Source organism: Paenibacillus sp. FSL H7-0331 (assembly GCF_001956045.1).
This window is the reverse complement of record NZ_MRTH01000015.1, coordinates 113,748-140,315: the sequence shown is the minus strand read 5'-3', so window position 1 is coordinate 140,315 and position 26,568 is coordinate 113,748. Positions and strand designations below refer to the sequence as shown.

The following is a 26,568-nucleotide window of genomic DNA, read 5'->3' as shown; positions in this document are numbered from 1 at the left end:
ATAGGGGTGATTTAAGTGGCAACGATGGCAGGTTCACTTCGTAATATGAGGCTTAAATCCAAATTAATCGTATCCTTTGTACTACTTATTGTAATATCCACGTCTATCATCGGCTGGATATTTTTTCTTATTTTAAAAGAAACCATCGTTAATGAAGTGGGTCAATCCGTCCAAGAGGTTCTTAAGCAAACGATGCAAAATATCGATTACAAGCTCAAAGATATTGACGAATTGTATGTAAACATCGTATCGAACAAAGAGCTGCAAATCATTATGGAATCCGATGCCTCTACCGACTCGGTCAGAGCTAATTATGAAAAAATATTTTATGAAACTGTGTATCCGAGTATTTTTGGGGGGCGCTCTGAACAGATTCAATCGGTAAGTTTTTTTGGCCCATACGGCCTGAACTTATTCGTGAATACCTCCTATGCCAATCGGACAAGAGAGGAAATTGAACAAACGGCCATTTATCAACAGTCGTATGCGGCCAAGGGCAAGCCCTTATGGCTGTTTGCCAATAAGGACATATTCTCCAACCGTGATTCAGGGCCCAAGGTGATTTATAATGCGCGAAAAACATTGGGCTTGTTAGCCCTTAAAGACTGGGGGCTTATGCTGATTGGTGTCCGGGAAAGCTTTATATTCGACAGCTTCAAAAACATTCTTACGGATATGAAAGCGATTACGTATATAGTTGACGAGAATGGATTCATTATTTCTCATGTTAACAAGGACCAGGTCTCTACCAAGGCAGATCCTGATGTATGGAGGATGATTACCGACTCGTCCAATGGAAGCTCACTGATTATGCTGCAAGGAACGATGTATTCCGTTCATTATTTTACATCGCAATATACAGGCTGGAAGCTCGTTACGATGATTCCGCAGTCTATTGTCTACAAGCATATTGAGCTAGCCAAAGGCACGATTGTGATGATTATACTTATTACCGTGGCGTTATCGATTCTACTGTCCGTGTTCATTTCATCCAGCATTACCCGACCGCTCATGAAATTAATTCGTCACATTAAAAAAGTAAGGGATGGGGACATCCACACCAAGGTTCATCTGGGAACGCAGGAGGAATTTGGGGAAATATCGGAGAGCTTCAATGAAATGACGGAAGAAATCGGGACCCTGATCCACAAAGTGCGGGATGATGAAAAGAAAATCAGAGAGGCGGAGCTGAGGGCCTTACAATCTCAAATTAATCCGCACATTTTGTATAACACGATGGATTCTATTTATTGGATGACCAAAACAAAGGAATATGATGAAATTGCGGAAATGACAACGGCGTTTGCTCAATTTTTCCGGCTTATTCTCAATAAAGGCAGCGAAATGACAACCATCGCCAAGGAATTGGAAACGATCGAGCACTACCTGACTATTCAGAAGCTGCAGTTCAAAAATAAATTTGAGTATGCGATTGAAGCCGATCCTCATGTACTGGAGGAAGCGTGCATTAAGCTCATTTTGCAGCCATTGGTGGAAAACGCGCTGCTGCATGGCATCAAACCGTTAAAAAATAAACTAGGGACGATTAAGATTGTAGCCAAAAGGGAAGGCCAGTTCATTCTGCTGGAAGTTATCGATAACGGAATCGGTATGGATTTGGAACAAATTGAAGCGCTTCTCGAGCCGCCTTCGCAAGATGGAGGTTATGGCATTTATAACATTAACGAACGGATTCATTTGGCTTATGGAGAAGGATATGGCTTACACTTCGAAAGTCGAAGAGATGAAGGGTCCCACATACAAATCATACTTCCAGGGGGATATATCGATGTATAAAATGATTCTGGTGGACGATTCGGAGCGCGTGAGAAATGGTCTGAAAATGAGTATGGATTGGTCCAAGCATCAAATTGAGATTGTTGGTGAGGCCGAAGACGGTGTCGAAGCGATGGAGTTGATTATGGACCAGAAGCCGGATTTGATCATCTCCGATGTGTTGATGCCTCATATGAACGGATTGGAGTTAACGGAAAAGGCGCTCTGCATCGTACCGCATGCGAAGGTGATTTTGTTAAGCGGCTATGATAATTTTCCCTATGTGCAGACGGCGATTCGCAATGGTGCTTTTGATTATTTGTTGAAACCGAGCACAATTGAAGAGTTATTCGCCATCATCGAAAAAGCCAAGCAAAGCCTGGAACAAGAAAGGAGCCAGGTGAAGGACGTTGTACAATTAAGGCAGCAGCTGCTGCATAGCATCCCTGTGCTCAAGGAAAGGTATTTGCGCTACCTGCTTTCCGGCCAAATGTCTTTATTGGATATAAGAAACAGATGTGACTACCTGGATCTTTCCATCGGCAGCCATTTATTTGCATGCCTGGTTGTAGAAATCGATGATGAGGATGCTGTAGCACAGAGTGCCCGAATTCGTGATAAACAGCTCTTATTATTTGCTTTTCGCAACATTGTAGAAGAGCTGCTTCGGGAACAATTATACGCCGAGATCGTCGAAAATTACGATAACCAGCTCATTGTAATCGTTAGCCGAGCGGAGCCTATGGAAAGCAAATATTACTTGGAGCTGCTGCAAGCGATAGCAAGAAAAATAAAATATTATATCCAAACTTATTACAAGGTGTCTGTTTCAATCGGAATTGGCGGCATCTACGATGAACCGGAATGGATACCGGAATCCAGCAAGCAAGCGGTGGAGGCTGTTCAGTATCGTCTGTATTCAGGTAAAGAAAGCATCGTATACATCGGTGACGTCACATACCAGGCTTCAGTCGAACATACCGTATACCCGTATGACCTGGAGAAACGATTGTGCCTGGCTTTGAAGATCGGGGATGTACACGGAGCAGTTGGGTATGCAAGGCAATTTTTGCGCGCTATTGTCGACGACTTTACCCCAACTCCTGATCATTTACGCAAGATTTGTCTACAGTTGGTCTACGCGCTGCTTCGCCAATTAATCGAGTGGGATCTTTCAGATGGTAACATCATGGAAATCACGGCATTGGATGAACAGATTAAGAAAAGGAAAACCATTGAACAGCTTGAAATGTGGCTTTTACATTATGTCAACGATCTGGCCCATAGCATAGAAAAGAAAATGCAGCAGCGTCATGTTTCGATCGTTCAGAAGGCAATTTCGTTCATGGAGTCGCAGTATGCGCAGGATATCTCCTTGCAGGACGTAGCCGACGTTGTCTATTTGACACCCAATTATTTCGCCAATTTATTCAAGGAAAGAACCAATGAGACGGTTTTGAATTTTTTGGCCGATATTCGGATCAACAAAGCCAAGCAGCTGTTAAAGCAATCCGATTTGAAAATATTCGATATTTCCAGCCAAGTCGGATATACCGATGCCAAATATTTTGGACAAGTGTTTAGAAAAAGGGTAGGTGTTACCCCGTTGGAGTATCGGAAAATGCAGCCCAATTGAATAACATTACAAACCAATCATAGGAATTTCACCTATTTATCCGTGTGCAAATTACGGATAATAAGAGCAAGGGATGAGCATACAGGGGGTGAACGATAATGATCCCGAAAAGAAATATGTTAGTAAATAAACATACGGTTGGCTATTTGTTTTTGCTTCCTCTGATCCTGGGGGTCGTTACCTTTTCCTTGTACCCGATAGGAGAGGCTTTCCGTATCAGCTTGTATCACCATAACGGGGTAAGGGGGATTTGGGCAGGGTTCAGCAATTATGAATTTATTTGGTACGATAAGACCTTTTGGCGTGCGCTTCGTAACACGATAATCATGGGTGTCATGGGGCTTGGAATGGGATTGCCTCTGAGCTTTATTGTCGCTTCATTGATTAACGGGATCGCCGCCCGCAGGATAAGCATTCTGTTCAAAGCGATTTATTTTTTACCGAATGTGACTTCAACGGTTGCGGCCTCGATTGTATTCCTGCTGCTGCTGTATCCGACGGAAAAAGGGATTGCCAACTCGGTGTTAAGCTGGTTTGGCGTAGCTCCACTCGGATGGATGGCAGATCCCAGACTCGCACAGTTTAGCGTCATTTTGATGGATACGTGGCACGGGTTGGGTTATTCCGTATTAATCTGGCTGGCAGGACTTCAAGGTATTCCGCGCGATCTGTATGAGGCTGCCAGCGTGGATGGTGCCAAGAGAATACAGCAGTGGTTCTATATAACGATTCCCGGAATGAAGCCCGTCATTTTCTTTATGGTCGTCATGGGTACGATCAATGCTTTTAAAAGATTCGGCGATGTTTTCGTTATTGGGGGACCGGATGGAAACCCGGGCGGATCGTTGTTTACACTCATGCTGTACGTATACCGATACGGCTTCTACACCTATGAGTTTGGCAAGGCTGCTGCCGCATCGTATGTGATTTTCATTATTATTTTGCTGTTTACCCTTTTTAACTTTAAAGCGTTTCAAAATAAGGATTAACCGGAGATGAGACATATGACCATGATGTCCACTGCAACAAAAACCGGGGTGATACTGCAATCGAGGAAAAAAGTGGATAGGCTTGGAAGGCTTGTGACCCTGTTGTTCCTATTCGCTGGCGGCGTAATGATCCTATTTCCCTTCATTGTTATGCTTTCGATTAGCTTTGACAAGGATGCAATTTTCGAATTTCCTTTTCCCTTTCGTTTGATCCCGGAACACCTCAGTTTCGAAAATTTTAGAATTGCCATCATCAATACCCATATGCCGCGATTGTATGTAAATACGTTTATGATTGCTGTTGGTGTTATTGTGATTAGTACGTTTTCAGCGCTGCTCGCGGGTTATGCGTTGTCGAAGCTGAACGTCAAGGGTGGCAAAATCATACTGCTGGTCGTGCTGGCTACGTTGATGATTCCAAGTGAAGCGACATTAATCCCGCTGTTTATGCTGTTTAAGAAGCTGCAGCTCATCAACACCTACTGGGCTTTTTATTTGCCGGCCATCGCCAATATATTCGGTACCTTTTTGGCCAAGCAATTTATGGACGGCATTCCTGGCGAACTTAGGGAGGCTGCCATTATCGACGGCGCGGGAGAGTTCCAATGCTTCACTAAAATCTATTTTGCTTTATGCATGCCAATCGTCGCTACCTTGATTATTCTCACCTTTCTGAACGTATGGAACAGCTTTTTGTTCCCGCTCATTATGCTGAATGATCCAGCCAAGTACACGATTCAAATTGGAATCGCTTTGCTTAATGCACGCACACAAACCGGACAATCACCTCCGGGTCTGAATATGGCCGCCACGGTATTGTCCATCATTCCTGTTCTGCTGGTATACCTGTTTTTCCAGAAATATATCATTCAAAGTGTTGCCCATTCAGGTATTAAACAATGAAACATCCACTTATAAGGAGTGATACGATGCGAGTGAATAGATGGAAAATGACACTGATGCTAACAATGTGTTTAGTGCTTTTATTTTTAACCGCTTGCGGCGGCGGAGGGACGGGTGACAATAGTGCGGCTCCAGGTCCCGCAGCAAACGCGGATAATTTATCCGGTGTTGTCAAGTTTGCTGTTTTTAGTTATCCGGTGGATGACGGTATCGATCCGGTAACGGGCAGCAATGTCAAAGGGATGAAAACGATGCTGAAGCCATTTTTAGACAAACATCCCAAGCTGACTGTGGAATATATTGAAGTTCCGCAAGATAACAGAAAGGCGAAGTTCCAATCTTTATTGCTTAGTGGAAGTGTGGATGTGTTAATTCTGGATTCGTCTATCGATTTTTATAACCAAGGGTTTCTGATGCCTCTGGACGATTACTTGAAACGGGATAATTGGAAACAAAATTATTACGATTCTTTATGGCTGGACAAAGAGCGCTTTACGAATGCTACCGATGGTAAAGTCATGGCGTTACCGGGAATCGTCAATACCAGTACGGTTATGTATGATAAGCAAATCTTTGATGATTGGGGTGTGGCACCGCTCAGTGATAAACCAACCGCTCAGGAAATATTGGAAAAAGCGGCCAAGCTGACGGGGATCAATCCCAAGACCGGCAAACAAACCTACGGCATGTATTACGACCCGCGCAGCAGCAGTCACATGATGCTCGATTATTTCTCAGATGGGAACGGTGTACAGCTAGGCGAAACCGACTGGGCGAACTTTGGGAACAGTAAACTGAATTTCAATAACCCGCAAATTAAAAAGAGTTTGCAAACCTTGATCGATATGAACTCCAGTCTACCACCCGGATATGAAATTGGACGTGGCTTTGAGAATTGGGGGAAGGTCGAGAACAATGTAGCGATTTGTTTATGGTGCAGCAAAACGGATGAAATCCTCAAAAACAAGCTGCAGGATCGTTATGTCGTGACCAAAGGGGTACGGGACAAGAACGGAAAAACCTCCTATGGTACAGCCCAAACGTATACGATGGCCAAAGATACGAAAAATCCGGAAGCGGCATGGCAGGTGCTGAAATATATTACAGGAGCTGAAGGACAAAAAGCTATCTATGATAACTATAAGTATCTGCCTTCCTGGAAAAATGCCGATTGGGTTAGCGAAAAGGATAATCCGTATGCCAAACAATTGCTAACGGTCGTAGAGGATACCAAAAACGTGCTGTTTCCGCCGATCATGTTCTCACTTATTCGTCCTTGGATGGCAGAGTTGATATCGAGGGCTAATCATGGTCAAAAGTATGATCTGACAGCTGAGATGGCAGATATTCAGGAAAAGATTAATAAATGGGTCGAAGAGCAAAAAGTCATCGATGCCTCCAAAAATAAAAAGTGATTCAAATCCGATAGAAATAACAAGGAATGAGGCGGCAGCTGAAGGCTGCCGCCGTAAGAAGGGATGAATGGTGGATGAACGTTCGTAAAGAGAACTCTACGTGGAGCTATTCAACAGCCAAGGGAATCGCCTATGCTTCCAAGGGCTATGGAGCCCCATATAGTGAGTTAAATATAGTACGGCTTGCTCCGGGAAACCGGCAGCTGCAGTTGGATTGGCAGTATGATGGATCATGCAATTCCGATGATCTTGTTTACGAGGTCAAGCTGACGGCAGGGGAAGAACGGACAGAAATTCAAACTCGCCAACTACCGGGTGACGCCACTTCGATTTTACTTAGCGGTCTGGATCATGCCGTAGATTACGAGGTTGCCGTTCGTGCCACCAAGAAGGATTCCAATGAGCAGTTGGCGGAAAGTCCGGCAAGAAAGGCGCGAACCGGAGAGGTGCCCGGTATTGTCGTCAATTATATTCATCCCGATGACTACACGTATGACTTCTCGGGCCGTTCCCCGGCAAGTCCATCCATCGTAAAGCTTCCGGATGGAACCCTACTTGCCTCCCATGATGTTTTTTGGGGGCTGGGCGGACAAAATCTGAGCAAGATTTTTCGATCTACGGACGACGGTCAAAGCTGGTCATTCCTGTGCGATCTTTATCCGTGCTTTTGGGGGAAGTTGTTTCTTCATCGCGGAGCGCTGTACATGCTTGGAACAAGTACGGAATACGGCGCTTTGCTAATTGGCCGCTCTGACGATGGCGGAGCAACCTGGTCTGCACCAACGGAGCTGATACCAGCTGGAAGCAGGGAGGAAGGCGGACCTCATAAAGCGCCAATGCCTATCGTTGAGCACGAGGGGCGGATTTGGAGCGCGGTGGAATATGGGTCATGGTCTCTCGGTGGTCATGCCACCGGAGTCATCTCTGCACCAGCGGATGCGGATTTGCTGGATCCGGCCAATTGGGCGATAGCTCCTTTTCTTCCATACAGCCATGAATGGCCGGGTGTCATTGAGGGTGGTAGACCATCGCTGCTGGAAGGGAATATCGTAATCACTCCCGGTGGAAGGCTCGTCAACCTGCTTCGTTATAATACGGGCAAGGGCAATCCTGATTATGGAAGAGCTGTTATACTGAATGTGAATACCATACATCCTGATGCGGACCTGACGTTCGGCAGTGTCATTGACTTTCATGGCAATATGTCCAAATTCACGGTTCATTATGATCCTGTCAGCGGAAGATATTGGTCGTTAGTGAACAGAGTAACCTTACCTAATGTATCTCAGCGCAATATATTGTCTCTGGTGTCATCAGCCGATTTGGAATCGTGGAAGGTTCATACGGACGCTTTAAATTATCAGGATAACGGTTGGACGGAGGATGATCTTAAGGTCGGATTCCAATACGTCGATTGGCTGTTTAATGGGGACGATATTATTTATCTAAGTCGGACCGCGCTTAATGATGCCTACAATTTTCATAACGCCAATTATATGACATTTCATACCCTTGAGAAATTTCGTGCATTTCTTTAAACCTACTATCGATCATATGGAAAGGTTGTGCGTTATGCTATGAAGCCAATACAACCGCTTGCCCAGGATTATGTAACCGTGTATGAATCGCCTGATCCCGACAATATTTATACGTACAGTCCCGGCATTGCCGTCTTGCCGAATGGCAGGCTGGTCGCCACGCTTGATCTGAGCGGACCAGGTATGGACGATCTTCCGGGCCCAAAGCGTGTCATCGAGCACGGTCAATTATGGTTCGGTAAAATATTCACCTCCGATGATAAAGGAGCAACGTGGCAGTTTCGTGCGGACTTTCCATTCATGCATGCAAGACCTTTTATAGCGGGGAATTCCGTCTATGTCATCGGCCATTGCAACGATCTTGCGATAGTCCGGTCTGACGATAATGGAGAAACGTGGAGTGAGACCAGCTTTTTATCTAAGGGGGAAATTTGGCATCAGGCTCCTGCTAATGTCCTTTACGTTAAGGATCAGGTGTACCTGGTTATGGAAAGAATGACGTTCACCGGTATGAAAATATGGCCATGCAGCATTCTTGCTCCTGTTCTCATGAGGGGGAGCATCGACAGTGACCTGCTGATCAGGGAAAATTGGACATTCGCATCAGAGCTGGCATTTTGTGATACAGTGCCTGTGGATCAACTGGATTATTTCGGAATTCCCTTTTATAATGCCGCACCGATTACGGGAACGATGATCGCTCCCGGACGCAATTGCGCGCCAGCCGGGTGGCTGGAGACGAATGTCGTGCAGATCGCAGATCCGGATCATTATTTTTACGATCCCGAGGGACGCACCTTCCATCTCTGGATGAGGGCGCATACCGGTGGGACGGGATATGCCGCCATTGCAAAGGTTGTGGAGAACGACGATGGCAGTATGACAACCCTGCTGGAGCAGGTTCCTTCCGGTAAAAATATCGTCTACGTGCCTTTGCCGGGTGGACAGATGAAGTTCCACATTGTTTACGACGATGTCTCGGAGATGTATTGGCTGCTTAGCACACAGGCAACGGATAGCATGACGCGCGCGGAAAAGCTCCCTGAGGATCGGTTCTGGACACCGAATAATGAACGGCATCGGCTGCAGCTTCATTTTTCCCGCAACTGCATCGATTGGTGCTTTGCCGGTATGGTAACGATGGGTGCTTCGCAGAAGCAGTCACGCCATTATGCGAGTCTGGCCATTGACGGGAATGATTTGTATGTACTCAGCCGGACAGGGGACCATCGTGCCAAGGATGCGCATAATGTGAATCTGATCTCGTTTCATACGATTACCGATTTTCGTAATTTAATTTATTAAGGAGGAAGCTCAGAATGACTTTAACCCATAGCGAATTGCTGCAGCTCAAACGTTGGAATACCCCATCAGTCTTTAATGGCTGGGAACAAATTTCTAAGCATGATCGCAGAACGGGCTTTAACCTGGAGGAAACCAAAGACTTCATGCCTCATATGGGAGTTATGGTTGGATATGCGGTGACTGTAGTGTGTGAACCGAGCAATCCCGACCATCAGACCAGAAATCCGAACGCTCAGGTTGAATATCGCGAATATATAGCCAGCATTCCGGGACCGAAAATCGTGGTCGTTCAGGATCTGGATAAACCGTATGCGTATGGTTCTTATTGGGGGGAGGTAGGTGCGAATATGCACCGTTCCCTCGGCTGCGTCGGGACAATTACGGATGGAGCGATTCGCGATCTCGATGAAATGAATAATGCAGGGTTCAAAGCGATTGCCAGCAAAATGTGTATCGGTCATGCCTATAGCTGGCCTGTGCGCTGGAACTGTGAAGTTGAGGTCTTCGGTACCACAATCAAGCCCGGGCAGTTGATTCATGCCGACAAACACGGCTTTCTCGTCATTCCCGAGGAGGATCAGGCCGGACTGCTTGACGCGACGCGGTTTATGGATAAAAATGAGTGTGACACCGTTATAACATCAGGGCGCAATACGGCAGGTATCGAGATGAATGCTTTACTGCAAGGAATGAAAAAGGCAGGAAATCAGTTCGGAGCTGCAGCTCAAGCCCAATTCGGACGAAAAGGCGAGTGGTAGAAGCGATCCGACACAACAAGCTTTTTGAGGAGGCGAGGGGTGGTCCATGATGTTTACTCAAGCGGTCAAGGAATTAGTTATGACTGCCCAGGCACCATTCGAGAGCTGTCACGCATCCAGCTTGGCGATACTCCCGGATGGTGATATGTTGACGGCATGGTTTGCAGGGAGCAAGGAAGGAGCGGGTGACTCTGCTATCTGGTATTCGCGGAGACACAAGGGAACATGGACGTTTCCCATCCAGTTAGCAGCTGCTGACGGAATTCCTCATTGGAATCCCGTCTTTTTTTGGAAGGATCATGGCGAGCTTGTGCTTTTTTACAAGGTCGGACAGCTTCTCAAGGAATGGAGCACTCAAGTTATCGTATCCAAGGATAACGGATACACATGGTCACTGCCGGTTGAGCTGGTAAAAGGCGACCGTGGAGGCAGAGGTCCGGTACGAAATAAGCCCATTGTGCTCTCGGACGGTACATGGTTGGCGCCGGCATCTACTGAGGACGGTATTTGGAAGGCTTTTGTCGACATTTCTACAGATCAAGGAGCCACGTGGATACGGAGCGTAGATATCTGGATCCAGGAGCTGGACTACAGCAGCATTGAAGCTGTGACAGGCAGCGATATTCCGGTTTCGGAGCAATCCTTTTTGGGTAGAGGTGTGATTCAGCCTACGCTTTGGGAGTCGCAGCCTGGGATGGTACATATGCTGCTGAGAAGTAGTGAAGGTTATATGTATAGGAGCGATTCATCAGATTCGGGACATACCTGGTCTAAGGCATATCCGACACCGCTTCCTAATAATAACAGCGGTATTGACGTAGTGAGAATGGATAACGGCGTGTTGATCCTGGCCTTTAATCCGGTTGGGGCCAATTGGGGGCCACGTACGCCTCTGGTGCTAAGAGCGTCCTATGATAATGGACATACTTGGGACGATGAATTCGTTCTGGAGGATCAGGAGGGAGAATACTCTTACCCTGCCATTATTGCCGACGGAAAACGTATATTCGTCACTTATACCTGGAAAAGAGAAAATATCGCATTCTGGCAAGTTGCCTTATAAAAGAGGGTTGTTTTTACCATTTTATGTAAATTGAAAAGACCCATGAGAACGGAGAAAGATTTTCTCTCTAATCTCATGGGTCTTTGGGTTCATCCGATTTACGCTTGGCAGATGCATCTAGAATGCGGAACCGCTAATGGCGACCAATGCCGATCTCGGTATATTGTCACCGAAGCGGTGCGGCCATGTACTGGTCAGTTTAACCCGCTCCTCAGTGGTCTCTCCGGGATGCTTAACTGTCAGAAATAAGGTCTGCTCATCAGGGGTAAAGCTTACTCCGTCAAACTCGGCATCGAATGGAGCGGATGCAAATTGCCGCGTCTCTTTGGTTGAGCCGGAAACAGGTATCACGTACAATCCGTTATTTTTAAATTCAGCCCATGCGCCTTTATTCAAATGACTCGAAGCAATATTCGTCGCAACCCAGAGATTGCCTTTGGTATCGAACGCAAGGCTGCCTGGTGAGCTGAACCCGCTTTGAGGTCCGCCAGCAGCAAAAATCTCATAGGAAAATTCAGTTGCTCCAAGATTGTTGTTTTTCTCAAAGAAACGAACAATTTGTCCATGCAGGTTTCCGCGTCGACCGTTGTTCGTATAAGCAATATACAAAGTATGATCCTGCGGATTTATAGTAACCGTTGCAGGACGGTCGGATAGAGTAGCGCCTACAATAATTGCAGCTTCCCGCGCATATACAAATACGTCTGCCTGCTCCTTAAATATCTCAACAAGTGATTCCCGGGTTTGATTCAATACACTCGGTATGTTATAGCGAGGATTCTTAATGGATTGAGTCACAGCCTCTATCGTTAATTCAACCCATTGTCCAGTTGCTTTATTCGCCGCATACAGCTTTCCGTCGTTTAAAAGCTCGGAGTTGGCCTTGCCTCGCGCCGGATCAAATTTGTTCGAGCTGATAAACTTATAGACGCAAGCGTCCTCGGCATCCTCGCCCATGTAGACGATAACCTTGCCGTCGGTGCTTAAACCCATCGTTACGTTACCGTGATTAAATCGTCCCAATGCTGTGTGCTTCCTCAGCGTGGCGTTAGCATCGTAAGGATCAGCCTCTACAACCCATCCATAATGTATCGGGTCAAGGCCTGTACTCCTGCATGTAGACTCGAATTGATTCTCGCAGGTAAGCACGGTACCCCATAAGGTTGTACCGCCACCGCGGTTGGCTAATGTACCTTGGACCCGGGTTGCATGGTGTACCGACTTGGTTCCACGCACCGGCCCCGTCAGCTCAACAGCATCAAGTCCTGTGATACGTCGGGCATATTCAGACTTGGTATCCATTTTCCAAAGGCCCTTATCATTACGAAACACCTTCAAGATGGAAGCCCCTTGATTATATAACAAGGACCGCTGCTGAGCCGGAGTCAAATGTCGCTGCTGATTGCCGTCCTCAAGAAACAATTCGTTCGTCGATTCGTGACCTACCCAGAGCAGTCCTTCAACACGGGAACCGTCTTGAGGAAAAAAAGCGGTATAGCTGTTGTTATCCCCGAACGTGTCGCCCTTCGTATTAATAGTGTCTCCATAAGCTGCGATGACCTCGTATTTAAAACCGGATGACAGTACCAAATCATCACTCGCTACTGCTGTATCCCGGGTTGGGTTAAAGGAATCCGAAACCTTGATCGTTGAAAAATCGAATAGGGACCTGCTCGCTTCCGATGCATTCGCTTGTTTACCGAAGGAACCGAGACCCATAGAGGATACTGCAAGATACGCTGTGCTGGTTCCCAGATAACCGAGAAATTTCCGGCGAGATAATTGCTTATTGTCGTCCATACCTAACCTCCAAAAATGAAATGTATATGTAAGTCTAGCATTATCATCATTACAGACTCTTTTAAGATAACATAAAATGAGAGGGAAACGACAAAAAAACAAATAATTTATAATCAATTTGCTATAATTATTTTCGATAATTCAGGAAATTTTAGTTTTGATGTCATGTATAGGAGTAGAAACAAACAAATAATCAATATCGACTCGAAAAAAGGAGTTTTTAAGTGGTTATAGAATATGTAAATAATGGCGTTATGTTGATGATATCATGTCAATGAACAAAGATAAATCTCCTATTTGTAAGAGACTCTTACATAGAAAGGGAATTATGCTGAATACGATTCAGGTTACTTCTAATGATGAATCCTTTTTATATGATCTTTATGCAAGCACTCGAGCAGCTGAGATAACGGCGTGGGGCTGGGATGCTGCAGTAACGAATGCTTTTCTCCACATGCAATGGACTGCGCAAAAGCGATCTTATGAGGCTCAATACCCTGATGCGGGCCACTTCATCATTCTATATAACGAACTTCGTGTGGGTCGTGTGATGTACGGTATTACAGCAAAAGAAATCCAACTTATCGATATTGCGTTATTACCGGAGTCTCGCAATCAAGGAATAGGTACGTTAATGATTCGATCCTTACAATCTGGAGAAGGTCTGCTAATGACACAACCGATTCGTCTCAGCGTTCTGCAGCACAATCCCGCTAAACGGTTATACGAGCGACTTGGGTTTACAAGTGTTGGAAGCAATGGATTATATGAAAATATGATATGGTTCAACGAATAAGATGAGCTTTACTGGCGTGTTCATACGAATAATATAATGAGGTGAAAGATAGATGGCTATACCCTATGTAGGTGAAATTCGTATGTTTGCAGGAAACTACGCCCCAGCAGGTTGGGCATTGTGTAACGGCCAAGTGATGAGTATATCTCAGAACGAGGTTCTTTACACTTTGATTGGAACGACGTTTGGAGGCGATGGGATGTCCACTTTTGCACTGCCTGATCTTCAAGGGAGAATCCCCATCCATTCAACTACAGCCTACCCTTTTGGGGCTACGGGTGGTACCGAGACAGTTACCCTTATAGCCAATGAGCTTCCACAACATACTCATGTGCCTCAAGCTTCTACCCAAACGGGAATTCAAGCCTCTCCAAGCAATGCTATTTGGGCGACCAACGTAGCCAAAACGTATACTGAGGCGAATGGCAATCCTGTCACGCTGAACCAGCAAACCATCTCGCTGGAAGGTGGAAATCAGCCGCACGGCAACATGATGCCCTCCCTGACAATTAGCTTTATTATCGCACTGGAAGGAATTTTCCCGTCTTTTGACTAGCCGTTTTATTTACTAAATCAAGTCGGAGGTGCTTAAATGTCAGATCCTTTTTTAGCTGAAATTCGGTTGTTTTCCTATGCGCGTGCCCCAAGAGGATGGGCATTGTGTAATGGTCAAACCATGTCGATTGCCACCAATCAAGCGCTCTTCTCGCTGCTTGGCACCACATACGGAGGAAATGGTACAACGACGTTTGCTTTACCTGACTTGCGAGGACGCGTTCCTGTTCATGTGGGTTCAAACCTTACGCTTGGGCAACAAGGGGGAGAAGCAGGTCATACTTTAAATATAAATGAAATGCCAACTCATTCGCACTTGGCTCAGGGTTCATCAGCTCCTTCAACAAGCGTTTCCCCTCAAAACCAAGTATGGGGTATGCAAAACAACCTATATGGCCCTGCAGCAGCTATTACACCAATGAATGGAACAGCAATTGCCAATACTGGTGGCAGTCAGCCTCATTCCAATATGCAGCCCTACTTGACGTTGAATTATTGTATTGCAACACAAGGGATTTATCCATCAAGGAGTTAAAGGGGGGTTAATCATATGGCAGACGCTTATATTGGAGAAATACGGATTTTCTCAGGTAATTTTGCGCCTGTAAATTGGGCCTTATGTAACGGCCAGCTATTATCAATCTCTCAGAATACGGCACTTTTTTCCATTCTGGGTGCTCAGTATGGCGGAAATGGCACTACTAATTTTGCATTACCCAATCTGAATGGGGCTGCTCCGATGAATCAAGGGCAGGGGGCAGGCTTGTCACCACGCACTGTAGGCGAACAAGTTGGTGTTAATTCGGTAACGCTTAGCGCATCTGAAATGCCAAGACACACTCATGCGGCTCAGGCTTATGAAATACCGGGCTCTTCAATCGATCCTGCCAATCATTATTGGGCAGAGGCACCCGCTCAAGGCAGACCTCATCCGCAGCAAGCTCCGATATACAGCGCAAATGCCAATGTAACGATGCATCCAAGTGCACTTTCTGCAGCTGGAAATGGTCAACCGCACAACAACATGCAGCCCTTTCTCGCGATGAACTTTATCATTTGTCTGAGCGGAGAATTTCCACCTCGGTCATAGTATCAAGTATCAAATGTTAAGGAAGCAGCATTAGGTAAGTGATGAAAGGGGGATCTAATGATGATCAGAATACGAATAGCTAAGCAGTTTCGGCAATCACCCAAATTGCTGCTAACCATATTAGCGATTTCCTTGCTTAGCGTATTCTATGGCTTTCACAATATGGTTATGGCTTCGGGTATTTGGACAAGCCAAACCTCGAACGCTACGATCACAGGGCAGCTTCAAAATGCTGCTTTTGGCGGAGGAAAATGGCTCGCTGTTGATCCTGTAAGCAGTGAGATTGTTTCGTCTGCAGATGGGATTACATGGGTTAAACAGGCTGTTCCGTTTATTCCTAATGATGCTGTGTATACAGGGACTCAATGGGTTGCGGTTGGCTCCAATGCTGCTAATATTATGACTTCTCCTACCGGTAATAGCGGGACCTGGATTCAACAAGCTTCGGGGACGGTTAACGACCTATACGCTGTTGCTTATAGTGGGTCCCGCATAGTAGCCGTTGGGAAAGGTGGGGTAATAACCACCTCTACAGATGGGATAAGCTGGAGTTCACAAACTAAGGGATCAGAGGATCTCAATAGAGTCCTATACGGTGGGGGAAAGTTTATCGCGGCAGGATCTGCGGGTACTATCTATAGCTCATCTGACGGAATTACATGGACACTACAAACCTCAGGCACAACGAATGATCTGTGGGGAGGAGCTTATGGCAGCAGTTTGTTTATAGCTGTGGGGTCATCGGGAACCCTGCTCACATCACCAGATGGTGCCACTTGGACATCGCGGGCTGTTCCGAACGGTTCAGCAGGAATAAACGGTGCCGCTTATGGAGCTGGAAAATTTGTCGCCGCAGGTGATAACGGGAAAATTATTTCCTCATCTGACGGCGTTACCTGGACGAATGAAACCTCGAATACTACAAAATTTTTCAATGCTGTTGCTTATGGCCAAAGCCAGTTTGTTGCTGTAGGCCAAGAAGGCTGGATGGAATCGCAAGCATTAAGTACGAATGCCAACCTGAGTAATTTGACGCTTAGCCAAGGCTCACTATCGCCTCCGTTCGCAGCGGGAACAATAAGCTATACTTCTGCAGCGGCTAATGCAGTGAGTAGTATAGAGGTAACCGCTATTTTAGCAGACAGTAATGCAACGGTTAAGCTCAATGGAAGCGCCGCTGCAAGTGGTAGTGCCGTAACAATCCCATTGAATATAGGGTCTAACCCCATCACGATATTGGTTACAGCCCAGGACGGCACGACACAAAAGACTTATACAGTTACCGTCAATCGTGCTGCCAGCAGCAATGCCGACTTGAGTAATTTGATTGTTGACCAAGGAACACTAACACCTGTGTTTGAATCAGGAACCATCAGCTACACGAATGATGTAGCTCACCCTGTAAGCAGCTTGAATGTGACTCCGATTATAGCGGACAGTACGGCAACGCTCAAAGTGAACGGAACTGCAGCAACAAGCGGTAGTCCGGTAAACTTGCCTATCACAGTAGGCTCCAATACAATTACGATCGTAGTTACAGCTCAAGATGGCACGACACAAAAGATCTATACGGTACTCGTCAACCGTGCTGCCAGCAGTAATGCCGACTTAAGTAATTTGATTGTGGATCAAGGAACATTAACACCTGCGTTTGAATCAGGAATCATCAGCTACAAGGACGATGTAGCTTACCCTGTAAGCAGCTTGAATGTGACTCCGACAATAGCGGATAGCACGGCAGCGCTCAAGGTAAATGGGAATACGGAAACCAATGGTAAAGCGGTAACTGTCCCTTTGAATATTGGCACTAATACCATCACGGTAGAGGTAACAGCACAAGATAACTCGAAGAAGAGTTATACAATAACGGTCACCAGGGCGGCACCGAGCAATAATGCCGACTTAAGCAATCTGGTGCTGGACCAAGGAACACTTTCACCGGTATTTGCATCAGGAATCATCAGCTATACGAATGATGTAGCTTACCCTGTAAGCAGCTTGAATGTGACTCCGACAATAGCGGATAACACGGCAGTGCTTAAGGTGAATGGGAACACGGTAACCAGCGGCAGTGGGGTAACCATCCCATTGAATGTAGGAGCTAATACCATCACGGTAGAAGTGACAGCACAGGATAATTCGACGAAAACTTATACGGTAACGGTCAACCGAGCAGCCCCGAGTAATAATGCTGATTTGAGTGATCTGATACTGGATCAAGGCTCGCTATCACCAGCATTTGCATCAGGAATCATCAGCTACACAAATGATGTAGGTTACCTTGTAAGCAGCCTGAATGTAACTCCGACAATAGCGGATAACAAGGCGACACTTAAGGTAAATGGGAACGAAGCAACCAGTGGCAATGCGGTAACCGTTCCATTGAATGTAGGAGCTAATACCGTCATGGTGGTGGTGACAGCACAGGATAATTCGACGAGGACTTATACAGTAACAGTTAACCGAGCAGCCCCGAGTAATAATGCTGATTTAAGCAATCTGATGCTGGATCAAGGAACGCTTTCGCCAGCATTTGCATCAGGAACGATCAGTTACACAGGTGCTGTAGCTTACCCTGTAAGCAGCCTGAAAGTGACGCCAACATTAGCGGATAACACGTCGACGCTTAAGGTAAACGGAAACACGGTAACCAGCGGCAATGCAGCAACAGTTCCATTGAATGTAGGAGCTAATACCGTCACAGTAGTGGTGACGGCAGAGGATAACTCAACGAAGACTTATACGGTAACGGTCAGCCGAGCAGCGAGCAATAACGCGGATTTAACTAGTTTATCGCTGAGTACAGGCACGTTGAATCCAGCGTTTTCCTCAGGTACGACGAGCTACGCAGCAAGTGTAATGAATAGTGTTTACAGTGTTCAGGTATTTGCTGTTCCTGTTGATTCTCAAGCCAGATATGAAATTATAGCTGACGGCACAACGGTAACTGGCGCTGTATATCTGAATCATATCGGGTCTAACACCGTTTCTGTCAAAGTGACAGCACCTGATCATGTATCTAGCAAGACTTACACCATAGATGTGAATAAGCAAGGTTTGGGCGTAGCTGATATCAGTACGATCACTTATATGAACAAGATTTTGCAGCGTACCTCCAACAGTTATCATCTGGATGTAGGGTATGAGATCAAATCAGTGGACCTGAGTGTAGTTCTTTCCGATCCCAATGCTTCATTCAGCGTAACCGGGGCCACGTACACGGCGAACTCCATCCTGGTATCGAATTTAGCAACGGGAACCCGCTCTTTAACAATCGTTGTAACTACGCATGACGGCCAGCAAAAATCCTTTGAAGTGACGATCAACCGTTCGGCCCAGCCTTCCTTGGGTTACGTTGATTTGAATGGTGATGGTAATATAACCGTAGAAGACGTGTCACACTTCTCTACTCATATGTTCGATATCAATCAAGATGGAAAGATTGATAGTGATGATATGCGCTTTATGCTGCTACAGATTTTACCTATAATAATCAAATAGATTCATTGCGAATCGGCTTATCCTTCGGGATTTGCCGATTTTTTTGAGTCTATTTGTACGTGATTATGCTTATACATGGTGATAGCGAATACGAATAAACTATATTTGGAGCTCCGCGTGGAAGCGATGGAACTCTTCTATATTGAGCTGCTGGGCTGCATCGGACAAGGCAGTGGCGGGGTCGGGATGTACCTCCACCATGATGCCATCTGCGCCCGCGGCCAATGCGGCTTTGGCGCAAGGAGCGAATATATCTTTGCGGCCAGTTGAATGGGTGACATCCACCAGAACCGGCAGATGGCTCTCCTGCTTCAGAATCGGAACTGCCGATATATCCAGAGTATTGCGGGTTGCCTTCTCATACGTCCGAATTCCGCGTTCGATCAACATTACTTGCTTGTTGCCACCAGCTAAGATGTATTCTGCCGCATGAAGAAATTCTTCAATAGTAGCGGCAAGGCCACGCTTCAACAGGATAGGTGTGCGTACTTGGCCTGCGGCCTTTAGAAGCTCGAAGTTCTGCATGTTACGCGCACCAATTTGAATGACGTCAATATATTCACTTGCCAATTCGATATGGGCAGGGTCAACGATTTCACTGATTGTTTTAAGACCGAATTCGCTTGCTACCTCCTTCAAAATTTTCAACCCCTCTATCCCTAACCCTTGAAAATCATACGGGGATGTTCTTGGTTTGAATGCGCCGCCGCGCATGACGGTAACCCCCGCTTGCTTCAATGCGGCAGCTACTTGACGCACCTGCTCATAGCTTTCGACAGAACAAGGGCCGGCGATCAGAACCGGCTTTCCGCTACCAACAGTAATACCTCCCAGGGTCACAATAGTATCTGCTTTTTGGCTTTTTCGGCTGACCAGTAATGGTTTTTTATGACCCGTTTGTTGAGATTCCGTAGTGGCTTGGAAAATTTGCTTGAACAGCTGGCGAATGGTTTCGTGATCCAAAGGCCCGGTGTTACGGGCGACGAGCTCCTCCAGCATTTGCTTCTCCCTTACTGGATCGAACCCAGGAATGCCGTGCTTCTCTTTCAGATGCCCAATCTCCTGAGCAATCTGTGCCCGTTCCGACAACAAATCCAGCAGCTGTTGATTGATTCCTGTTAATTTTCCCCTTAATTGCTCTAAATTGATTTGATCCATTCTCATTCGCTCCCTTTAAATATGATTTTTGACAAACAAAAAGACTCCTCATCGCAAGGGACGAGAAGCCGTGGTACCACCCTAATTAGAACGACAGTTCCTGTACTATCAGGAATGCTATTCTCACTTTAGTCCCTTAACGCAGGGAGTTACGGGTATCCCTAAGAGATGCCAGTATGCAGGCAGCCGTTCAGGAACCAGCTCGGGAGTGAACTTCGACGGGTCGTTCGATCGGGTGCTTTCAGTCGGTGGCACTCCGTCCCTGTAATGAATCGATTACCGTGTACTCTTTCCGTCATCGCTTGTTTTGCAATGAAGTTGTACTTGATTATTATGCATTCTAAATCATTTTTGGAATATTGCAAGCATGTGGTTTAACGCTGATTCGCGTTATCGTTGTGACGTGTACAAGGGGCTGCATGTAAGCCTACAGACCGATTTGTATATTTCTTAGCGGAACACATCTTGACAAAATTGTAATTTCGATGGTAAGTTTATAACCAAGTATTCACATATGAATTTTATAAATTGATAGGAAAACCGGACCACCGGAAACTAGCCTCGGCTTGTTTCTGGTTTTTTTGCATTCTGGGAAAATGCGTTTTTGAAGTAGGAGTGGGCATGAAGGTTAATGGATAACGTTCGGTGTGGTGACTTTAATTTGCGGAGCGGAGTGTGGGAGATATGAGTGAAACGGAACGAAAGATACGTCTTAATGTGTTTGTTCGCATTGCGGGGCACCATGCGGGGGGATGGAAGCATCCTGATGCGGAGCCTGAACGAGATTTGGACATTGACAAGTATGTGGAGCTGGCTCAATTGGCTGAACGAGGGCTAATCGATTCACTATTCATGGCGGACAATTATTCGGGGACGGGGAGAAGGCTGGAGCCATTCACACTGCTCTCGGCGCTGGCGGCAGTAACGACCCATATTGGCTTGATCGGTACGGTAAGCACGACCTATAATGATCCGTTTCATGTTGCGAGAAAGTTGGCATCATTAGATCACTTGAGTAAAGGGCGGGCAGCATGGAATATCGTAACAGGGCATTCGCCAGAGGACGGCAACAATATTACGAGGTGGGGAGGTTACCCAGAGCCCAGCAAACGCTATGAAATTGGCGATGAGTTCGTTGAGGTCACCAAGCAGCTGTGGGATAGCTGGGATGAAGATGATGTAACGAGCAGCAGTGTGCGGAATCTGCAGGTCAATCATACCAATATTCATGAAATTGATTTTAAAGGCACTTATTTTAATGTAAAGGGACCGCTGAATATACCTCGCCCTCCGCAAGGCTATCCGGTTCTGGTGCAAGCAGGTTCCTCGGAAGCTGGCAAGGAATTGGCGGCCAAGCATGCCGAGGTGATCTTTACTGCACAGCAGACGCTTGGGGCCGCGCAAGAGTTTTATACCGATGTCAAATCCAGATTGGCGAAGTATGGAAGAAATCCGGATCAATTGCTCATTATGCCTGGACTGGGATCGATTGTTGGCGAGACCGAAGCAGAGGCCAAGGATCTGGAGGATGATTTATTTTCTTTGTTGAATCTGGAAAGCTCGTTAAAGCAGGCCTCACGTTTTTTCTCGGTCGATCTGTCCGAGTATGCGTTGGATGACCGGGTACCACTCGACAAGGTTAAGCCTGAGGATGGCAGCCGGAACGGAGGCATTACAAGCCGGCGTGAGGTTGTGCTCGACGCCGTGCGCAGAGATAATTTGACGATCCGACAATTTTTAAATCGCAGTGCTGGTGGCCATGGTCACGTTACTTATCGGGGTTCTTATTTGCAGGTAGCCGATTTTATTGAAACGTGGCTGCGGGAGCGTGGAGCTGACGGTTTTAATTTATTGCCGCAAGTTGTGCCGCACAGTCTGGAAACCTTCATCAATAAGGTAATACCCGAGCTGCAAAATCGCGGTATTTTTCGGACAGCTTATGAGGGTACCACATTACGTGAAAATTTTGGACTGACGCGCCCTGTGAACAAAAATCGGGAAATATGGACAGCCAGACACCACCAAGTAGTGAAGGATACCGTTTACGAGCCAGCTCAATAGGGTTGGGAGAAATCTGCTTTACGCACGACTATGATGATATGAGGTGAATGAATTGACCGATTCTTCCAGAAAGGCCCATTTTAATGTATTTATCCGTGGTACCGGACATCATGCGGCTTCTTCCAAGCACCCGTTAGTCAATCCGAACGCTGGCCTTGATCTAGCGCATTTTGCCAATCAGGCGCGAACTGCCGAACGGGGACTGTTGGATTCTCTGTTTGTCGCGGACGGTTATGCCGGTTTATCCCGAGGGTTCGAGCCGTTCACGCTGTTCTCTGCGCTTGCCGCGCTTACGAAGCATATTGGCTTCATTGCTACCGTCGGAACGACCTATAACGATCCTTATCATGTTGCCCGTCAGTTTGCCTCGTTGGATCACATCAGCAAAGGACGTGCTGCCTGGAATATTGTAACAGGAGCCCAATCTGCCGCACACAATTTTGGTCGGGATGAGCACCCGGATGTGGAACAGCGCTATAAGGTGGGAGAGGAATTTGTAGATGTCGTCAAGCAGCTGTGGGATAGCTGGGAAGAGGATGCGCTCGTGTATAACAAAGAAAAGGATATTCGCCTTGATTCGAGTAAGGTCTATAACATCAACTTTCAGGGAGAATATTACAAAGTAAAAGGTCCGCTCAATATTCCGCGTCCGCCGCAGGGGTATCCTGTGCTTGTTCAGGCTGGTTCTTCGGAAGGCGGCAAGGAGCTGGCGGCAAGGACGGCAGAAGCGATCTTCACCGCTCAGCAAACGCTTGGCGCTGCGCAGGAGTTTTATAAAGATGTGAAGGGTAGGCTGGGCAAATTCGGAAGAAAGACGGATCAATTGCTGATTTTACCCGGGCTTTGCCCGATTATTGGCGATACGGAAGCGGAGGCCAGGGACCTCGAAGAGGAGCTGTTCACGCTGCTGGACACACAGAACGCGCTGCGTAACCTGTCTCGCTTCTTTACAGTGGATTTATCCGAATATCCATTGGATGCGCTCGTGCCGATAGACAAGCTGAGGCCAGCAGAGGAGTTCAGAGTAGGGATCACTTCAAGGCGTGACGTGATTATCGATGCTGCGATTAGAGATAAATTTACAATCAAACAATTCATTAGTCGGAGTGCCGGAGGCCATGGGCATATTACCCACACAGGTTCTGTTCTGCAAATAGCTGATTTTATTGAGAAGTGGTTCCGCGAAGGCGGAGCTGACGGCTTTAATATTTTGCCGCCAATTTTCCCGACCGGTCTGGATGCCTTCGTGGACAAGGTAATACCGGAGCTGCAAAATCGCGGTATTTTTCGCACGGCCTACGAAGGCAGGACGCTTCGTGAGAATCTCGGTTTGGCAAGACCGGATAACCAGCACAATAAAATCTGGGCGGCCAACAACCAGACAATTGAAGCACAAGAGGCAGCGAGGTAGCTGTTGCAATATGATCATGAATCATACACTTCCAGACAACTGGGGACATGCTTAATACCATGTTTCCGGTTATTTTTCATGTCAATGAACAAACGACTGAACCAAAGGAGCCTGTTGAGGATGAATACAACCAAATCGGCACTTGCTATTATTGCAGCTTTATCTGTTCTATTCACGGCCTGCTCCCAAGATGGGAAGAGGACTGACGAGCAGAGCCAGCAGTCGTTATCAGACAAGCCTGTGGAAATTACCGAGCCTGTTAATCTGATTTTTTATGTGAGTGGGGCGACCTTTACGGCTACTGAATTCAAAAACCAGATCAAGGACCCGGTTGAAAAGAAATTTAAACATATAACGATTGACAGGCTGGAGCCACCCTCTACGGTGACGGTCCCGGAATTATTTTCATCAGGTACCGTTCCAGATCTGGTTTTTGGAGACAATTATCATACATTAAAAAAGCTTAAGGTAGTCGAAGATTTGCGTCCGTGGTTTAAAAAATATAATTTTGACGAAAGCCGGATCAAGCCCTATTTGACTGGCTATATTCATTCATTTGGCGACAGCGGTGAGATTTATGGCGTTCCTTACAATTCCAATCAGCACATTTTGTATTACAATAAGGACGTTTTTGATAAATTCGGTGTTCCGTATCCGTCAGACGAGCAGATGACCTGGGAGCAGGCTCTGGATTTGGCCCGTCAGCTGACACGGACAGAAAATGGGGTACAATATATCGGTCTGGATGCCGAAGGCCTCACCTACTATTCACGAAGCTTGGCTCTGGCTACGATTGATCCGATAACGGGGAAATCCTTGCTTGGCAGCCCGGACTGGCTGCGGGTATTCAATATCACGAAGGCTAACTTTGAAATTCCCGGCTTTCTCCCTAAGGACAACACCAAATATTTGTGGGGCAGGGATGTCTTTATGAAGGATCGGACGATGGCGATGCGGCCGGCCTGGTTAGCTAATATGGTCGGACCGATGGAGGAGCTGCGACAGCAGGGGATTGATGTGAACTGGGATATTGCGCCGGTTCCAACCTTTGCCGATCAGCTAGGCAAAACACGGGAGACCCAGGTTCATTCCATCACAATGACCAGTCTCAGTAAGAAAAAAGACGCCGCCTTCCAGGTTATTCAATACCTGCTGTCGGATGAAGCACAGCGAATTATTTCGCGCAACGGCAGGGTGCCTGCGATTATTAACCCTGAGCTGGAGAAGGAATATGGGGCAGAGGTAGGCACTTTGAAGGGGAAGAAGATTCAAAATATTTTTGTAGGTACACCACTGCAAACGCATAAATCCAATCCATTCGAAACGGATATTGCCAAATACATGACCGAAGCGAATCTGGATTTGGCCCATGGTCTCGATGTCAATTCGACGATTCGCAAAGCGTCTGAAAACATCAATAAAGAGGTTGAAAGGCTGCAAAAAAATCAATGATAATGATCCAAAAGGAGAGGTTGATTAGATGAGTACATCCGAACGTAAGCTGCATTTGAACGCTTTTATCCGTGGAGCCGGGCATCATGAGGCGGCATGGAGGCACCCGGACACACATCCGGAGCTATCGCTTGATATTCAACATTTTATTCAACTGGCTCAGACCGCAGAGCGTGGCTTGCTCGATTCGCTTTTTCTGGCTGATGGTTATGTGGGCAAGACGAACAAGCTGGAGCCGTTCACGTTTTTGTCTGCACTTGCTGCCGTTACCCGGCATATCGGACTGATAGCCACAGTCAATACGACGTATAATGAGCCCTTCCATATTGCGCGCAAATTCGCTTCTCTGGATCATATTAGCCACGGACGTGCTGGCTGGAACATCGTAACCGGATCAGGCTCGGCAGAGGCGAATTTCGGCAGGGACGAACACCCGGAGCACTCTCTTCGCTATGAAACCGCAGAAGAATTCGTTGAAGTGACGAAGCAGCTGTGGGATAGCTGGGAGGACGATGCGCTGGTTTATGATAAACAGTCAGGTACCCAGTTTGCCCATGGTAAAGTCCACGAAATCAACTTCAAGGGAAAGTATTATTCCGTAAAGGGTCCACTGAACATACCGCGTCCACCTCAGGGCTATCCGGTGCTTGTACAAGCAGGCTCCTCTGAAAGCGGCAAGGAATTGGCGGCCAGGACAGCCGAGGTTATATTCACAGCGCAGCAGACGTTTGCGGACGGCAAAGCCTTTTATACAGATGTTAAATCGCGGTTGGCCAAGTATGGACGAACACCGGAGCAGCTGCATATATTACCGGGAATCAGTCCGATTCTGGCGGATACGGAAGCCGAAGCGAGAGAGATTGAGCGGGAGCTGGACAATCTGATAGATACAACGGATGCTGTGAAAAGGTTATCCTCTCGCTTTGGTGTTGATTTATCGGAATATCCGATAGATGGCCCGGTTCCCCTGCATGAAGCGAAGGAGCTTGAAGAGGTCAATGGCAATAAAAGTCGTCATCAGCTTGTAATCGATCTGGTCCGCAATGAGAATTTGACGATCCGTCAGCTGGTGCAGCGTCTTGCTGGTGCAAGGGGTCATCTTACCTTTACAGGGACACCCTTGCAAATGGCCGATGTGATGGAGCATTGGTTCAAAAATGGGGCTGCTGATGGTTTTAACGTGATGCCGCAGCTATATCCGAGCGGATTGGATGTATTTGTGGAACAAGTTATCCCTGAGCTGCAAAACCGAGGCTTATTCCGAACTGCCTATGAGGGTCAAACATTGCGTGAGAATCTGGGTCTGGTTCGACCGGCAAATTTGCACCAAATTCCTAATCTTGCCGTACAGCAGATCTGAT

20 protein-coding genes are annotated in these 26,568 nt (G+C 46.7%); 18 read left to right on the top strand and 2 right to left on the bottom strand.

Going from position 1 to position 26,568, the window contains the following annotated elements:
- The first annotated feature begins 24 nt into the window (after positions 1-24).
- The 9 genes from BK127_RS22215 (at position 25) to BK127_RS22170 (ending at position 11,383) form a co-directional block, all read left to right on the top strand.
- Positions 25-1,797, top strand: a complete 1,773-nt coding sequence (locus BK127_RS22215; RefSeq protein ID WP_256711409.1) for a sensor histidine kinase — start codon at positions 25-27, stop codon at positions 1,795-1,797.
- Positions 1,790-3,412 (top strand): response regulator, encoded by a 1,623-nt coding sequence (locus BK127_RS22210; RefSeq protein WP_076233709.1) that lies wholly within the window; start codon positions 1,790-1,792, stop codon positions 3,410-3,412. The genes BK127_RS22215 and BK127_RS22210 overlap by 8 nt, the downstream gene beginning before the upstream one ends.
- Before the next feature lie 116 nt (positions 3,413-3,528).
- Positions 3,529-4,401: a carbohydrate ABC transporter permease gene (locus BK127_RS22205; RefSeq protein ID WP_256711406.1), complete on the top strand. Its 873-nt coding sequence runs from the start codon at positions 3,529-3,531 to the stop codon at positions 4,399-4,401.
- A 6-nt stretch (positions 4,402-4,407) separates the two neighbouring features.
- Complete coding sequence (locus BK127_RS22200) at positions 4,408-5,304, top strand: carbohydrate ABC transporter permease (RefSeq protein WP_256711405.1); 897 nt, start codon at positions 4,408-4,410, stop codon at positions 5,302-5,304.
- A gap of 26 nt (positions 5,305-5,330) precedes the next feature.
- Complete coding sequence (locus tag BK127_RS22195) at positions 5,331-6,719, top strand: ABC transporter substrate-binding protein (protein ID WP_076233708.1); 1,389 nt, start codon at positions 5,331-5,333, stop codon at positions 6,717-6,719.
- Between the two features lie 74 nt (positions 6,720-6,793).
- Positions 6,794-8,257: a fibronectin type III domain-containing protein gene (locus tag BK127_RS22185; protein ID WP_083689477.1), complete on the top strand. Its 1,464-nt coding sequence runs from the start codon at positions 6,794-6,796 to the stop codon at positions 8,255-8,257.
- A gap of 39 nt (positions 8,258-8,296) precedes the next feature.
- Positions 8,297-9,562 carry a sialidase family protein gene (locus BK127_RS22180; protein ID WP_076233707.1) on the top strand — a complete coding sequence of 422 codons (1,266 nt, stop codon included), beginning with the start codon at positions 8,297-8,299 and terminating at the stop codon, positions 9,560-9,562.
- Between the two features lie 14 nt (positions 9,563-9,576).
- Complete coding sequence (locus BK127_RS22175) at positions 9,577-10,320, top strand: RraA family protein (RefSeq protein ID WP_076233706.1); 744 nt, start codon at positions 9,577-9,579, stop codon at positions 10,318-10,320.
- Between the two features lie 46 nt (positions 10,321-10,366).
- Positions 10,367-11,383, top strand: coding sequence for a sialidase family protein (locus tag BK127_RS22170; RefSeq protein ID WP_076233705.1), 1,017 nt, complete (start codon positions 10,367-10,369; stop codon positions 11,381-11,383).
- 117 nt (positions 11,384-11,500) lie between these two features.
- On the opposite strand, the gene BK127_RS22165 is transcribed toward BK127_RS22170, so the two are convergent.
- Complete coding sequence (locus tag BK127_RS22165; RefSeq protein WP_076233704.1) at positions 11,501-13,183, bottom strand: PhoX family protein; 1,683 nt, start codon at positions 13,181-13,183, stop codon at positions 11,501-11,503.
- A 328-nt stretch (positions 13,184-13,511) separates the two neighbouring features.
- Between BK127_RS22165 and BK127_RS22160 the strand changes: the two genes are divergently transcribed.
- The 5 genes from BK127_RS22160 to BK127_RS22140 are packed head-to-tail and all read left to right on the top strand — an operon-like array spanning position 13,512 to position 19,125.
- On the top strand, positions 13,512-13,979 hold the full coding sequence (locus BK127_RS22160) for a GNAT family N-acetyltransferase (protein ID WP_076233703.1): 468 nt from the start codon (positions 13,512-13,514) through the stop codon (positions 13,977-13,979).
- Between the two features lie 52 nt (positions 13,980-14,031).
- Positions 14,032-14,535: a phage tail protein gene (locus BK127_RS22155; protein WP_076233702.1), complete on the top strand. Its 504-nt coding sequence runs from the start codon at positions 14,032-14,034 to the stop codon at positions 14,533-14,535.
- Positions 14,536-14,571: 36 nt separating this feature from the next.
- Positions 14,572-15,069 carry a phage tail protein gene (locus BK127_RS22150; RefSeq protein ID WP_076233701.1) on the top strand — a complete coding sequence of 166 codons (498 nt, stop codon included), beginning with the start codon at positions 14,572-14,574 and terminating at the stop codon, positions 15,067-15,069.
- A gap of 15 nt (positions 15,070-15,084) precedes the next feature.
- Positions 15,085-15,624 carry a phage tail protein gene (locus BK127_RS22145; RefSeq protein ID WP_076233700.1) on the top strand — a complete coding sequence of 180 codons (540 nt, stop codon included), beginning with the start codon at positions 15,085-15,087 and terminating at the stop codon, positions 15,622-15,624.
- A 60-nt stretch (positions 15,625-15,684) separates the two neighbouring features.
- A complete protein-coding gene (locus tag BK127_RS22140) occupies positions 15,685-19,125 on the top strand; it encodes a cadherin-like beta sandwich domain-containing protein (protein WP_076233699.1) in 3,441 nt (1,146 codons plus the stop codon).
- A gap of 99 nt (positions 19,126-19,224) precedes the next feature.
- Here the strand turns inward: BK127_RS22140 and BK127_RS22135 are convergent, their stop codons facing one another.
- Positions 19,225-20,283: a bifunctional 3-deoxy-7-phosphoheptulonate synthase/chorismate mutase gene (locus BK127_RS22135; RefSeq protein ID WP_076233698.1), complete on the bottom strand. Its 1,059-nt coding sequence runs from the start codon at positions 20,281-20,283 to the stop codon at positions 19,225-19,227.
- A gap of 684 nt (positions 20,284-20,967) precedes the next feature.
- Between BK127_RS22135 and BK127_RS22130 the strand changes: the two genes are divergently transcribed.
- The 4 genes from BK127_RS22130 (at position 20,968) to BK127_RS22115 (ending at position 26,567) form a co-directional block, all read left to right on the top strand.
- The gene (locus BK127_RS22130) at positions 20,968-22,344 is read left to right on the top strand and encodes an LLM class flavin-dependent oxidoreductase (RefSeq protein ID WP_076233697.1); all 1,377 of its coding nucleotides are present in this window, start codon (positions 20,968-20,970) and stop codon (positions 22,342-22,344) included.
- Positions 22,345-22,396: 52 nt separating this feature from the next.
- Positions 22,397-23,755, top strand: a complete 1,359-nt coding sequence (locus tag BK127_RS22125) for an LLM class flavin-dependent oxidoreductase (RefSeq protein ID WP_076233696.1) — start codon at positions 22,397-22,399, stop codon at positions 23,753-23,755.
- 120 nt (positions 23,756-23,875) lie between these two features.
- Complete coding sequence (locus BK127_RS22120) at positions 23,876-25,207, top strand: ABC transporter substrate-binding protein (RefSeq protein ID WP_076233695.1); 1,332 nt, start codon at positions 23,876-23,878, stop codon at positions 25,205-25,207.
- 28 nt (positions 25,208-25,235) lie between these two features.
- The gene (locus BK127_RS22115; protein ID WP_076233694.1) at positions 25,236-26,567 is read left to right on the top strand and encodes an LLM class flavin-dependent oxidoreductase; all 1,332 of its coding nucleotides are present in this window, start codon (positions 25,236-25,238) and stop codon (positions 26,565-26,567) included.
- The last annotated feature ends 1 nt before the right edge of the window (position 26,568 follow it).